Raw genomic sequence first — 14,344 nt, 5'->3', positions numbered from 1 at the left:
GGCGCAATGCATTCATCGATCGACTATCGAACTCCGCGCTGCCGCCCGGCAACCGTTCGGATACCCCGGTAGGGGTGTCACCGCACGGCCGCGACCACCGGCCCGGTCACCGCCGGCCACCGCAACCACCGACAGGAGTCGTGACACCGACCGTCCGATCCGGTACAACCGTTCCGCGCCGATACCAGTCATCCGTCCGATACCGCCGAGCCGACCGCGACCGTAGCGTCGTGGTCCAGGGGCGGTACTCGGAAGGATGAACGATGCGAACAGAATTCGTGGATGTCGACGGCGGGCGGATCGCCTACGACGTGCAGGGCGAGGGACCGCTGGTGGTGCTCTCCCACGGGATGGGCGACCACCGCAACGCGTTCCGGCACCTGGCGCCACTGCTGGCGCGAGCCGGGTATCGGGTTGCGTCCGTGGACATCCGGGGGCACGGCGAGTCGAGCATGAACTGGACCTCGCACGACGGCAGCACCGCGATCAGCCGCACCGACGTCGGCGGCGACCTGGTCGCCGTCGTCCGGCACCTCGGCGGACCGGCGGTGATCGTCGGTCACTCGCTCTCCGGCGGCGCCGCGACGGTCGCCGCCGCGACCGCACCGGACCTGATCAGCGCCGTGGTGGAGATCGACCCGTTCACCAAGAAGCAGAGCCTCGCGTTCGGTGCCCTGTTCACGAACTCGCGGTACCGTCGCGGCCTGATCCGGCTGGCGACGACCGGCATGTTCAGCAGTCTCAGCGAATGGTTCAAGTACCTGGACATCGCCTATCCGCTGCGCCCCGCCGACCACGACGAGGCGATGGCGGCCCTGTCCGCGGTGCTGACCGAGCCCGGCCGCATGGCCGAATTCATGAAGACCACCAAGTCGACTCCCGCCGACGCCCACGAGCACCTGCCCGGCGTCAAGTGCCCGGCCCTGCTGGTCTTCGGCACGGCGGACCCCGACTGGGCCGACCCCCTCGCCGAAGCCGAAGCCATCGCGGCCCTCATGCAGCCCGGCCTGGCCACCATCGAACTCATCGACGGCTCCGGCCACTACCCGCACGCCGATTCCGCCGATCGGGTCGCGGCTGTGGTGATCCCGTTCCTGCGCAAGCACTTGCGCTGACCCACGGGGGTGCGGGCCGGTCCGGCACCGGCCCGCGCCCGCTACAGCGCGCCGAAGAACTCGCGGATGTCGGTGACCAGTTCGGTGGGCGCCTGCAGGGAGGCGAAGTGGCCGCCCACCGGGTATTCGGTCCAGCGGACAACGGTATTGGCCACCTCGGCGAGGCCGCGCACGGCCCGGTCGCCCAGGAAGTTCGCGACCGCGGTCGGCACGCCCGAGGGCGCCGGCTTGCTACCCCAGGACGCGCCGGACTCGCGGTAGAGGCGGGCGGCCGAGCCCGCGGTACCAGTCAGCCAGTAGGTGGTCACATCGGTGAGGATGCGGTCGCGGTCGACGGGCGCCCGGTCGGTGGCCGTCGGGTCCCAGTCGACGAACCATTCCAGATTCCACGCCAATTGCCCGGTGGGGGAATCGTTGAGGGCGTAGGCGATGGTCTGCGGGCGCAGGGCCATCTGGGTGGCGTAGCCGTTGTGGCCGAACCACCACATCTGGTTCGCGATCGCCTTGCGCTGGTCGTCCTCCGACAGGTCGCCGAGTTCGCGGCCCGAGCCGCTCACGGTCGCGGCGTCGGCGAGCGCGTTCACGTGCACGCCGATGACCCGGTCCGGTGCGACCCGGCCGAGCTCCGGCGAGATCAGGCTGCCGTAGTCGCCGCCCTGCGCGCCGTAACGGTGGTAGCCGAGCCGCCGCATGAGTTCCGCCCAGGCCCGGGCGATCCGGGGCACGTCCCAGCCGGTGTCGCGGGTCGGGCCGGAGAACCCGAATCCCGGGATCGACGGCGCGACGACGTGGAACGCGTCGCGCGGATCCCCGCCGTACGCCCGCGGATCGGTCAGCGGCCCGAGGATGTCGAGGAAATCGGCTGGCGTGCTGGGCCAGCCGTGGGTGACGATCAGCGGGGTCGCGTCCGGTTCGGGTGACCGCACATGCATGAAATGCACGTTCTGGCCGTCGATTTCGGTGGTGAACTGCGGGATCTTGTTCAGTTGCGCCTCGTGCTCGCGCCAGTCGTAGCCGGTGCGCCAGTACTCGGTCAGCTCGATCAGGTAGTCGCGATCGACACCGTAGGACCAGCCCACTCCCGGCAGCGCGTCGGGCCACCGGGTCCGGGCGAGCCGGTCGTTCAGGTCGTCGAGGTCGGCCTGCGGGATGTCGATGCGGAACGGAGTGATCGCCGAAGAAGTCATGCCCTGACCATCTCGTGCGTATAGGACACTTTCGGTCCTATATGTGCGCGATGATCGTGCCGTGCCCGAAACCACTTCCGCCCGCCTGCTGCGCCTGCTGTCCCTGTTGCAGACGCACCGGGACTGGACCGGAACCGAACTGGCCGAACGCCTCGACATCACCACCCGCACCGTGCGCCGCGACGTGGACCGGCTGCGGGAACTGGGGTATCCGGTGCACGCCGTGCGCGGACCGGTCGGCGGTTACCGGCTCGGCGCCGGCGCGGCACTGCCGCCGCTGCTGCTCGACGACGACGAGGCGGTGGCGGTCACGGTCGGCCTGCAGGCCACCGCGACCGGCGGCATCGCCGGCCTCGAGGAGACCTCGCTGCGCGCCCTCACCAAGGTGGAACAGGTGCTACCCGCGCGGCTCCGGCATCGGGTCGACGCGCTGCGCGGCGCTGTGGTGACGGTGCCGCCCCGAAGCGCGGCCGCCGTCGACCCCGGCACGCTGACCGCCGTGTCCGCGGCCGTCCGGGCCGCCGAGACCCTGCGCTTCGACTACCGGGGCCACACCGGCACCGAGTCCCGCCGCAGCGTCGAACCACACCGGATCGTGCACTGGCACGACAAGTGGTATCTCGTCGGCTGGGACACCGACCGGGCCGACTGGCGTACCTTCCGGGTCGACCGGATATCGCCGCGCACCCCCAACGGCCGCCGCTTCACCCACCGCCCCTCCCCCGACGGCGACGTCGTCGCCTACCTGCGCCGCACCATGGGTTTCGCCATGTGGCCCTACCGTTCGGTGCTGCGCGTCCACCTGCCCGCCGAGGACCTCGCCGGCCGCCTGCAAGGCATCGTCACCCCGATCGACGAGCACACCTGCCGCCTCGAAATGGGTTCGGACTCCTATCCGCTGGTGGCATTGACCGTGGCCGCGCTCGACGTCGACTTCGAGGTCGAGTCCCCGCCGGAACTGGCCGACGCCGTCCGCACCCTCGCGGCGCGGTTCACCCGCGCCACATAAGCCCATGTCACACGCTACTAACACGCCGTAGATCACCCGGCAACGCGGCGCGACCACACTCACGAGATGGGAGCGGATCTACATTACGTCCGGGTACACGGCTACCGCCGGGCCTACCGGATGGCCGGTTCCGGGCCGCCGCTGTTGTTGATCCACGGGATCGCGGACAGTTCGGTGACCTGGGAGCCGGTGTTCGACGAACTGGCCGAGCACTACACGGTCATCGCACCGGATCTGCTCGGACACGGCGAGTCCGCGAAACCGCGGGCCGACTACGCGGTCGCCGCGTACGCGTGCGGGATGCGCGACCTGCTCACCGTGCTGGGGATCGACCGGGTGACCCTGGTCGGACATTCGCTCGGCGGGGGTGTGGCGCTGCAGTTCGCCTACCAGTTCCCGGACCGGTGCGAGCGGTTGATCCTGGTGGCCAGCGCCGGGATGGGCCGCGGGGTGCATCCGGTGTTCCGGGCGGCGACCATGCCCGGCGCGGATCCGGCGATCTCGGTGCTGACCAGTCCGCCGGTCCGGGCGGCGGTGCACCTGCTGGCGCCGGTGCTGCGCCGCCTCGGCGGCATGGGTCTGGGCGAGGACCTCGACTACGTGCTGCGCCTGTACGGGAAGCTCGCGAATCCCACTGCGCGCCGGGCATTCCTACGCACCATCCGCGCGGCTGCCGATCCGTACGGGCAGGCGATCACCATGCTCGATCGCGGCTACCTCGCCGCTTCGATGCCCGCGATGATCATGTGGGGCACCGAGGACGCGATCATCCCCTATCGGCATGCCGAGACCGCGCATGCGCTGTTCCCGGGCAGCCAGCTCGAGGTGTTCGAGGGCGCGGGCCATTTCCCGCACCACGCCGACCCGGACCGGTTCACCAAGATCGTCCAGGCGTTCCTGCTCGACACCGAGCCGGCCGAGTACGACCGGGAGCACTGGCAGGCCCTGTTGCGTGCGGGCCGGCTGCACGCCCCGGAGGAGTCGAGCGGATCCTGACGGCCGGGCGAGCACTCGCCCACCCGGCTGCCGGTCCTACCCCGCCGGCAGCCTTCGATCGTGGCCGCGACCCACTTCGAACGATCTCCAGGATCGTGCAGCGAGCGCGATGTCGTTCAGCGATGGCAGGTGGGCCCCGGCCGCCTATATTGGGATCGGCGAGGCGTTGGCCCTTGCGGTTTTCGTTACGACACAGGGGTTCAATGAACGCGGGGTACTCGATACGGTGGGCGGCGGAGCACGGGTTGCCGCGGCTGGGGTTTCTCGCGCTGCGCGGCGTGGGTGACCCGTTCGCCCGACTGCTCAGCGGGGATGAAGGCTACGACGACCCTTACTCGCTGATCGATCAGCTGCGCGGCGCCGGCGGGGTGCAGCTCACGCCGTTCGGTTATGCCGCCTTCGACTACGAGCTGTGCCGGGAAATCCTGCGCGACAGACGATTCGGCGTGCGCGTGCCGATCGATCCGGCCGTGCCCCTCCTGTTGCGCCGCTACGCCGAGCGAGTTGTGTTGCCACCCAACCCGATCGAAGCGCCATCCATGTTCGCGCAGGACCCGCCGGAGCACGGACGCCTGCGCAAATCGGTCGCCTCCGCGTTCACCCCCCGCGCCGTCTCCCGCCTGGGCGATCAGGTCCGCGAAGTCATCGCGGAGCTGCTCGACGCGATGGCTGCGCGCGGATCCGCGGACCTGATCGCGGATTTCGCCGCGCAGGTGCCGATCGCTCTCATCGCGGAGATGATGGGCTTCCCGGCGGCCGATCGCCCGCTGTTCCAGCGTTGGGGGTACGCGGTCGCTCCGCTTCTGGATGTCGGAGTTTCCTGGCAGACCCACCGCCACGCGATGGCCGCGACCGCGGCGATGAAGGACTACCTCGCAGCTCACATCGAGAAGCTGCGCCGCGAACCCGGGGACGATATCTTCAGCCTCCTGGTCTCCACGAGCGACCAGACCGACGACGAATTGCTGTCCAGCGCCAGCCTGCTGCTGGGCGCGGGTTTCATCAACACCACGAACCTGATCGGTAATGCCGTCCCGCTCCTGTTGTCCCACGCCGGTCAACTCGACCTCCTTCGCCTCGAGCCCGAGCGCTGGCCACTTGCGATCGAGGAACTGCTGCGCTTCGACCCGCCGATCCAGATGACCGTCCGTCGCGTCCTGGAGCCGGTGGAATTCGACGGAGGCGTTCCCCTCGAGCCGGGAAAGTCGGTCCTCGTCTCCCTGGCCGGCGCCAACCGCGATCCCGTCAAATTCCCCGACCCGACCCGGTTCGACGTCACCCGCCCCAACGCCGGGGATCACCTCTCCTTCGGCACCGGCATACACGGTTGCCTCGGCGCGTACCTGGCGCGACTGGAGGCCCTGCATGCATTGCCTGCCCTCTTCGAACGCTTCCCGGATATCCGCCTCGACGGCGAGCCGACCCGCCGGCCGCTGTCCACTCTGCACGGGTATGCGCACATGCCCGCTCGGCTGAAGTCCCGCTGACACCGCGTTCGCACGATGTCCGCGACTCGAACCGATGATGGTAAGTTCGCTGTGGGAATCGAGTTGTCGCCCAGCGCCTTCCGCTGCGCGAGGTGGTGTCGGTAAGGCGGGTCGGTTTCGTATGACCTGCGCTGGAACAAGATTGAGGCAGTATGGGGTTCGCCCCGCGGCTCGGGAGTTTGGTCCTTGAATACTGAAGCAATTGTGCTGGATCCCACGGGTGCCGATGTTCAGGCCGAGAACGAGCGGATACGCCTGCGCGGGCCGGTCTCGGTGGTGGGATTGCCCGGTGGGGTACGGGCTTGGGCGGTCACCGATGCGGCGGTGCTGAAAGAACTGCTCGCCGATCCCCGAGTGTCCAAGGATCCACGGCAGCACTGGACGGCCTACAAGAACGGGGAGATCGATCACCGGTGGCCATTGCACCCGTGGGTCATAGCGGAGAACATGTTCACCGCTTACGGCCCCCAGCACCGCCGCCTCCGCAAACTCGTGGCCCCGGCATTCACAAATCGTCGTACCACCCTGATGCGTCCGGGGATCGAAGCCATCGTCGATGGACTGCTGAAACGGCTGGATGCCATTCCCGCGGGTGAAGTCGTCGACTTGCGGCCCACCTACGCGTACCCGGTGCCGATCCAGGTTATCGGTGAATTGCTCGGCGTACCAAAGCATTTGGATGCCAAAATCCACGCGTGCGTCGACGGGTTCTTCGACACTTCCTTCACGCCGGCGCAGGCGCAGGCCAATGTCCGCACCATGGTCTCACTCATGGGGCAATTGATCTTCTACCGCCGCGGCCACCCCGGCGACGACCTGACGAGTGCGCTGCTCTCGGCTGTCGACGAGGACTCCGACCGGCTGACGCAAAAAGAATTGATCGACACCTTGATTCTGGTGATCAATGCCGGTCACGAGACTACGGTCAATCTGCTCGACCAGGCGATCGTCGCCTTGCTGACCAACCCGGAACAGCGCGCCGAAGTACTCGCCGGCCGGGCGCCATGGTCGGAGGTGATCGAGGAAGCGCTGCGATACCAGCCGCCGATCACGCATCTGCCTCTGCGATACGCGGTCGACGATATCGAGATCGCCGGCGTTCGGATCGCCGCGGGCGAGGCGATCCTCGCCTCCTACGGGGCCGCGAGTCGGGACCCGAGGATTCACGGTGGCACCGCTGGGGATTTCGACGTGCACCGGGCAAACAAGGAGCACGTCGCCTTCGGATACGGTGCGCACCATTGTCTCGGTGCGCCATTGGCCCGGCTCGAGGCGGCGATCGCACTGCCGGCCTTGTTCGAGCGGTTTCCGAATATGCGATTGGCGGTGGACCCCGCCGAACTCCGGCCGCTGGGCAGCTTCGTTTCCAACGGCCATCGGTCGGTTCCCGTCCTGCTGTAACGCGGCAATCGCTCCGCCCGCAATGCGATTCACTGATTCGCCGCGAGGTCTCGCTGTGCCCACGGCGAATTATTGTGCGAGACTGCAACTATGGCTAATTCCGCTGGACCCGTTTCGAATGTCTCGGACACCGCCCATTGGGTGGCCGCGTATCGCGCGATCGAATCCGCCCGTACCGACGCGCTCTTTCACGACCCGCTCGCGGAGCGGCTCGCCGGCGAAACCGGCAAGGCCATCGTCGCGAATGAGCCACGGAACTCGCTGGCCGGCTGGAACCTGGTCACCAGAACCAGGGTCATCGACGATCTGATCATCGAAACCCTCACCGAAGGCTGCGATCTGGTCATCAATATGGCAGCGGGATTGGACGCGCGACCGTATCGACTCGATCTGCGCGCCGATCTCCGCTGGATCGAAGCCGACCTACCGGATTTGATCGCCGAGAAGAACCTTCTTCTGGAAAACGAGACCCCCCGCTGCGTGCTCACCCGCGCCGCAGTGGATCTCGCGGACCCGAAGGCGCGCGACCAATTCCTGGACCAGGCGCTCGAAGGCGCGAAGAAGGCACTCGTACTGACCGAAGGGCTGGTGTACTACCTGTCCGAAGACGAGGTCTCGGGATTGGCCGCGGCACTGGCGCGGCCCGAAATCAACTGGTGGATCATGGATGTGAACAACAAGCCGGTGGTCGATCGGTTCAACCGAGTCAACAAGAAGCTACTCGAGAATTCACCCTGGAAATTCGGGCCGCTCGAACCGCTGCGATTCTTCGCCGATGCGGGTTGGACCGCGGACGGGGTGGTCGGATTGTTCCGTACGGCGGCCCGATTCCGCCGCTTGCCCCCGCTCCTGTGGTCGCTCGCGGTGGCGCCCGTCGGCCCCCGGATGCCGATGGGCGCCAAGCGGATACCGTGGTGTGCGGCGGTTCGGCTCACGTATACCGGCGCATGATCGGATAGCTCGCGCCCGGCGCGGGATCTGCGGCCGGGAGGGCGAATCGCCCTCCCGGCCGAATCGTCATTCCAGCCCTTCCAGCCAATCGTCGACCGCCGCGGCGACCTGATCCGATCCGTCGTGCAGCATGGCGAAGTGGTTGGCATCCACCTGGACCACGCGATGGCTCTCGTCCCACGGCTGGGCTTGCCACGCATCGAAGTCCTCGGGGACGCCGGGAATCCGCTGTGCGCACTGGAGGAACAGGGTGGGCGCGGTGATCTTCCCGGGGGAAATACCGCGGAGGACCTGAATGTACTGGCCCATAGCGGTCAACCTGGCGGGGTCGAATCGATCGAAGGCCGCCTCGTTGGTCACCATGTTCTCGGCGACCGGCTTGAGGATCCACTCACTTCCGTCGCCCTCGGCTACCCGGTAGCTGTCCACCAGCACCACTCCCGCGGGCGCGGGACCGCCGAGAGCTTCCAGTTGTTCGGCGACGCTGTAGGCCAGGACCCCGCCGGAGGAGTACCCGAACAGGATGAACGGCTTACCCTCGGCGGCGTCGAGGATGGGCCGGACCAACGCCTTGGTGGCCGCGGCATAGTCGGTAGGCAGTGGCTGGCCCGCATGGGACCCGATAGGTGCGAGGCCGACCACGTCACGGGCTGTCCGCAGTTTGCTGGCCACTCTGGCGTACTGGCGCACACCGCCCGCCGCCATCGGCGGGGCGATGCAGATGATGCGCGGCGTGGCGGCGCCGTCGGTCAATCGGATGATCTCCGGCTCGACGTCCAGCTCGTCGTCGGCGGTGAACTGGTCACGCATCTGTGCCGTCAGGTGCAGGAGCAGGAAAGCGACCGAGAACTGCTCCCTCCCCACCGCGGTGCGGAACATTCCGTACAGCGAGTCGTCGGCAACACCCTCCTCACGATCTCGTTCGGCGGCCGTGCGGACAGCGGTCGCGAGGGCGCCCTCGCCTTCGGCCAACCTTTCGTCCAGTTGTTTCGCGAGAATCTGCGGCGTCGGATAGTCGAAGACGAGGGTGCCCGGCAGCTGCACGCCCGTAGCGTCGCGCAGGGCGTTGCGGAATTCGACCGCGGTGATCGAGTCGAATCCCATTTCGCCGAACACATTGTCGACCGCGATGAGATCGACATCCGCATAGCCGAGCGTCGCGGCCGCCTGCTTGCGCACGAACTCCACAAGCCGAGGAAGCCGCTCATCGGACGGCAGGCCGACCAGCTCCAGCAGCGCTGACGGCTGCTCGGGCTGTGCCGATATCGGTACCAGCCCGCGGACCAGGGCGGGTGCGTGGTCGGCTCGCGCGCGGAGCACGGCTCGGTCGACAGGCAACGCGGCCAGCTGGGCGACACCGGAGGCCACGGCGGCATCGAACAGCGCCAGTCCGTCGGATTCGGACAGCGCCGGAAAGCCCTGTCGCCGCATCCGTTCGAAATCTTCGTCCGACAGTTCCGTTCCCAGACCACTCGATCGTTCCCACAGGCCGTAATCGATCGACGTGGCCGTCCACCCGGCCGCCCGGCGGTAGGTGGCGAGGGCATCGAGGTACACGTTGGCCGCCGCGTAATTGGCCTGCCCGGCGGCCAGTACCAACCCCCCGGCGGAGGACACCAGAACGAACAGCGCCAGCGGCTGGTCACTGGTGAGTTCGTGCAGATGCCACGCGGCGTCGGCCTTGGGCGCGAACACGGCATCGATGCGACGGCTCGTCATCGATTCGATCAGGCCGTTGTCGGCGACGCCCGCCGCATGCACGACACCCGTGAGCGGGTGCTCGGACCCGATCCGGTCGAGCAGCGCTTTCAGCGCGTCTCGATCGGAGACGTCGCAGGCCGTGACGGTCACCTGCGCACCGAGTTCGGTCAACTGGGCGCGCAGCGCGTCGGCGCCGGGAGCTTGCGGCCCCCGCCGGGATGTCAGCACCAGCCGCCGCACACCGTATTCGGTGACCAGGTGCCGTGCGAACAGCGCACCCAGCCCACCGGTGCCGCCGGTGATCAGTACGGTGCCGGTGTCCAACGGCTCGACCGGCTCGCGGCTCGTCTCGGTGAGCTGATGCGGAACCAGCCGCGGCACCAGGAGATTCGCACCGCGCAGCGCGCCCTCGGGCTCGGTCGCCAGGGCCGCGGCGGCAGTGGCGACGGCGACCGGATCGTGGTCGGCCGAACCATCGAGGTCCAACAGTTGCAATCGGTGCGGATGTTCGGCCTGAGCCGCGCGCACCAAACCCCAGACCGGCGCCTGCGCCGGGCGTACCTGCTCGTACTCGCTGGTGCGTACCGCGGCGCTGGTCAGAATCACCAGACGGGACTCGGCGAATCGAGGGTCGCTCAACCACTGTTGAACGGTGGCCAGCACGCCGTGCACCGCCTCGCGGGCGGCGTGCGACGACGCGTCGTCGGTATCCGCGCAATGGAGCAAAACGAGCTCAGGGACAACAGCGTCGTCAGCTGCGTCGAGTTCCGCGACCAGCGTCGTGAGGTCCGGATAGCCGAGTACGTCCGCCGCACCCGGCGCGCCGAGCACCGCGGTACGCGCGGGGGCTACCGAACCGGTGGCGGCCGGCGTCGCGGCGATCCAATCCACCGTGAACAAGGCATCGGCCACCCGGTCGGCGCGCAGTCTGTCCGGGGACACCTGACGGGTGTCCAGCGAGTCGACCGACAACACCGGGCTGCCGGTGCTGTCGGCCAGCCACAGCGTGAAACGGTTGTCGTGCACCCGGATTCGGACCCGGGCGGCGCTGCATCCGGCCGTGTGCAGCGCGACGCCACGCCAGCTGAACGGCAGCGCCGGCGCGTCGAGGCCACCGGTGCGAATTCGATCCACGATGAGGGCATGCATGGCCGCGTCGAACAGTGCGGGGTGGAGGCCGTATCCCGCGGCGGCCGCCGGATCCGGCAGGGCCACCTCGGCGAACAGCTCGTGGCCGTCGGCGCCGTGCTCGCCGCGTCGCCACATGGCCCGCATGCCCTGGAAACAGGGGCCGTATCCGTAACCGGCATCCAGCATCTCGGTGTACGCGTCGGCGACGTCGATCGCCTCGGCGTCCGCCGGAGGCCAGGCGGCGAGATCGAAATCGGGCCGGCCGTCGTCGGCGGTGAGGTCGCCCTGCGCATGCAACGTCCATGTCACGGCATCCGGCTGGCGCGAGTGAATTGTGATGCGCCGTCGACCGGCATCGTTCGCCGCGCCGACCACCACCTGTACCGAGACTCCGTCGCGGGCGGGCAGTGTCAACGGCGCGTGCAGGATCAGCTCGTCCACTCTCGGGTGACCGAGCAATCCGCCCACATGGGTCGCCAATTCGACGAAGCCGGCGCCCGGCAACAGTGCCGTACCGAGCACGCTGTGCTCGGCCAGCCATCCGACCGAGTCCACCGACCATCGGCCGACGAAGCTCACCCCGTCCGAATCGGGCTGCGGGACAACCGCTCCCAGCAGGGGATGGGAGATCGGGTCCAATCCCGCGGCATCGGCGCCGATGGCTTCGGCGCCCAGCCACGTCGTCGACAGATACCGCTTCGCATCGAGCCAGAACCGCTCGCGTCGGAACGCGTAGGTGGGCAGGTCGATCGGTTGCGCACCGGGATGGAACGCGGACCAATCCACCTGGGCACCCGACACGTACAACGTCGCGACCGCGGTTGTCACCGTGGCAGTCGTGGCCTCGTCGCGGCGCGCCATCGCGACCGCGACGGTGCCTTCGGCGTCCACGGTGCCGGCCACCATCGGCGTGAGAACCGCGTCCGGTCCGATCTCGGCGAAGCGCACCACACCCGCGTCCGCCATGGTGTTCACCGCGTCGGCGAACCGCACCGTGGCGCGGACCTGACGCACCCAGTACGCCGGGTCCGACATCTCATCGGTTACCCGGGCGCCGGTCACGGTCGATACCAGCGGAACGGTCGGCCGGGCGAAGCTCAAACCCTCGACCACAGCGGCGAACTCCGCCGACATCGGTTCCATCAGTCCCGAATGGAACGCGTGCGACACCCGCAAACGGCTTGTCCGCCAGGACTTCTCGGCGAACACCTCGGCCAGCGCGTCGACCTCGGTCTCGATGCCGGAGACCACCACCGAGGTGGGGCTGTTCACCGCCGCAATCGAGACCCCGGCGGTCAGCAGCGGGGCCACCGCGGATTCCGGCGCTCCCACCGCGAGCATCGCTCCACCCGCGGGGAGCGCCTGCATCAACCGGCCGCGCGCGGCCACCAAGGCGCAGGCGTCCGACAGCGACAGCACTCCGGCGATATGCGCGGCGGCGACTTCGCCGATCGAGTGGCCCGCCACCACGTCGGGGCGCAGACCCCACGCCTCGAGCAGGCGATACAGTGCGACCTCGAAGGCGAACAGGCCTGCCTGCGCGAAGACCGTCTGGTTGATCAGGCCCTTCGCGGTCAGCGCCTCGCCGAGCGAAATCGGCTGGTCGAGAAGCGGATTCAGCTCGGTGACGACCTCGTCGAACGTCGCCGCGAAAACCGGGTGCGTACGCAGCCGCTCGGCCATACCGGCCCACTGCGCACCCTGACCCGAGAAGACGAACCCCGTCGAACCCGACACCGCGCGACCCGACACCACACCGGGTACGGAGTATCCGCGACCCAATGCCTCGGTACCCGACAGCAGTTCGTCGCGATCGGCACCGAGGACCACCGCTCGATGGCCGAGTGTGGCGCGGGTGGTGGCCAGGGAGTATCCGACATCGTGTGCCGCGACGGCGTTTTCGCGGACATACGACCCCAAGCGGACGGCCTGATCGCCGAGCGCACCGGAACCGGCGGCGGACAGCACCCAGGGCATGACCGCCCCGGCGGGCTCGGCCGGGGCCGCCACATCGGCGGGCTCGGCCGGGGTCGTCGCGGCGGGAGCCTGTTCGAGGATGACGTGTGCGTTGGTACCGCTGATGCCGAAGGACGACACGCCCGCGCGGCGTGGGCGATCGAGCAGCGGCCACGGCACCGGTTCGGTCAACAGCCGGACTTCGCCCGCGGACCAGTCGACCTTGGTCGACGGCCGGTCCACGTGCAGCGTGCGCGGCAGTGTTCCGTGCCGCATCGCCAGCACCATCTTGATCACGCCGCCCACGCCGGCGGCGGCCTGTGCGTGTCCGATGTTCGACTTCAGCGACCCGAGCCACAGCGGCCGTTCCGGCCCGCGATCACGGCCGTAGGTGCCGAGCAAGGCCTGCGCTTCGATCGGGTCACCCAAAGTCGTTCCGGTGCCGTGCCCCTCGACCACGTCGACGTCGGCGGCCGAGATGCCGGCATTGGTCAGCGCCTGCTCGATGACGCGCCGCTGCGCGGGGCCGTTGGGCGCGGTCAGCCCGTTGGAGGCGCCGTCGGAGTTCACCGCCGAACCGGCCACCACGGCGAGAATCCGGTGGCCGTTGCGTTGCGCGTCGGACAGGCGTTCCAGCACCAGCACACCGGCACCTTCCGCCCAGCCGACGCCGTCGGCGCTGTCGGAGAACGACTTACATCGGCCGTCGACGGCCAGTCCGCGTTGCCGGCTGAACTCCACCAACGTATCCGGGCCCGCCATCACGGTCACACCGCCCGCCAGGGCCAGCTCGCACTCGCCCGAGCGCAGTGCGGCGGCCGCCGAATGGATGGCCACCAGCGAGGACGAACACGCCGTGTCGACGGTGACCGACGGTCCCTGGAGTCCGAAGGTGTAGGAGACCCGGCCCGAGGCCAGCGATCCCGCGTTCGCGGCGGCCGGATAGTCGTGGTACATCATGCCGACCCAGACGCCGGTCGCGCTGCCGCGCAGGGTCGCCGGGTCGATTCCGGCGCGTTCGAATGCCTCCCAGGAGGTTTCGAGCAGCAGGAACTGCTGTGGATCCATGGTGGCCGCTTCGTTCGGGCTGATGCCGAAGAAGGTGGGATCGAAATCGCCGGCGGTGTGCAGGAATCCGCCCGAACGGGTGTGGGAACGGTTGGGCTGCTCGCCGGTCGGGTCGTAGATGCGCTCGATGTCCCAGCCGCGGTTGGTCGGGAGGTCGGTGACGGCGTCGACGCCGTCGGAGACCAGTCGCCACAGGTCTTCCGGTGACTCGACGCCGCCGGGGTATCGGCAGGCCATTCCCACGATCGCGATCGGCTCACGCAAGGCCGCGTCGAGCTGACGATTGCGCGCTCGCAACCGATCGGTTTCCTTCAGTGAGGCCCGCAGCGCAGCGGCGAGTTT

The 14,344-nt window shown here is 68.6% G+C and carries 7 protein-coding genes and 2 pseudogenes; 6 read left to right on the top strand and 3 right to left on the bottom strand.

Annotated features, from left to right (window positions below; genetic code table 11):
* The first annotated feature begins 263 nt into the window (after positions 1 to 263).
* Positions 264 to 1,115: an alpha/beta fold hydrolase gene (locus EBN03_RS14140; RefSeq protein WP_122188488.1), complete on the top strand. Its 852-nt coding sequence runs from the start codon at positions 264 to 266 to the stop codon at positions 1,113 to 1,115.
* Positions 1,116 to 1,156: 41 nt separating this feature from the next.
* On the opposite strand, the gene EBN03_RS14135 is transcribed toward EBN03_RS14140, so the two are convergent.
* Positions 1,157 to 2,302, bottom strand: a complete 1,146-nt coding sequence (locus EBN03_RS14135; protein ID WP_122188487.1) for an epoxide hydrolase family protein — start codon at positions 2,300 to 2,302, stop codon at positions 1,157 to 1,159.
* A 61-nt stretch (positions 2,303 to 2,363) separates the two neighbouring features.
* Here EBN03_RS14135 and EBN03_RS14130 point away from each other — a divergent pair, with 61 nt between their 5' ends.
* The 5 genes from EBN03_RS14130 (at position 2,364) to EBN03_RS14110 (ending at position 8,146) form a co-directional block, all read left to right on the top strand.
* Positions 2,364 to 3,311, top strand: coding sequence for a helix-turn-helix transcriptional regulator (locus tag EBN03_RS14130; protein WP_122188727.1), 948 nt, complete (start codon positions 2,364 to 2,366; stop codon positions 3,309 to 3,311).
* A 66-nt stretch (positions 3,312 to 3,377) separates the two neighbouring features.
* A complete protein-coding gene (locus tag EBN03_RS14125) occupies positions 3,378 to 4,307 on the top strand; it encodes an alpha/beta fold hydrolase (protein ID WP_122188486.1) in 930 nt (309 codons plus the stop codon).
* A gap of 203 nt (positions 4,308 to 4,510) precedes the next feature.
* Positions 4,511 to 5,794 carry a cytochrome P450 gene (locus EBN03_RS14120; protein ID WP_122188485.1) on the top strand — a complete coding sequence of 428 codons (1,284 nt, stop codon included), beginning with the start codon at positions 4,511 to 4,513 and terminating at the stop codon, positions 5,792 to 5,794.
* A 186-nt stretch (positions 5,795 to 5,980) separates the two neighbouring features.
* The gene (locus EBN03_RS14115; RefSeq protein WP_122188484.1) at positions 5,981 to 7,195 is read left to right on the top strand and encodes a cytochrome P450 family protein; all 1,215 of its coding nucleotides are present in this window, start codon (positions 5,981 to 5,983) and stop codon (positions 7,193 to 7,195) included.
* Between the two features lie 90 nt (positions 7,196 to 7,285).
* A complete protein-coding gene (locus EBN03_RS14110) occupies positions 7,286 to 8,146 on the top strand; it encodes a class I SAM-dependent methyltransferase (protein WP_122188483.1) in 861 nt (286 codons plus the stop codon).
* Positions 8,147 to 8,212: 66 nt separating this feature from the next.
* On the opposite strand, the pseudogene EBN03_RS35980 reads toward EBN03_RS14110, so the two are convergent.
* Together EBN03_RS35980 and EBN03_RS14105 are read right to left on the bottom strand one after the other, a co-directional pair.
* A pseudogene (locus tag EBN03_RS35980) lies at positions 8,213 to 8,854 on the bottom strand (thioesterase domain-containing protein); the annotation flags it as partial.
* Positions 8,855 to 9,055: 201 nt separating this feature from the next.
* A pseudogene (locus EBN03_RS14105) lies at positions 9,056 to 14,341 on the bottom strand (type I polyketide synthase); the annotation flags it as partial.
* Positions 14,342 to 14,344: the final 3 nt, after the last annotated feature.

Source organism: Nocardia stercoris (assembly GCF_003696265.1).
In the GTDB taxonomy this organism is placed as follows: domain Bacteria; phylum Actinomycetota; class Actinomycetes; order Mycobacteriales; family Mycobacteriaceae; genus Nocardia; species Nocardia stercoris.
Note: the sequence above shows the minus strand (reverse complement) of the source record. Positions and strands in the feature narration are given on the sequence as shown.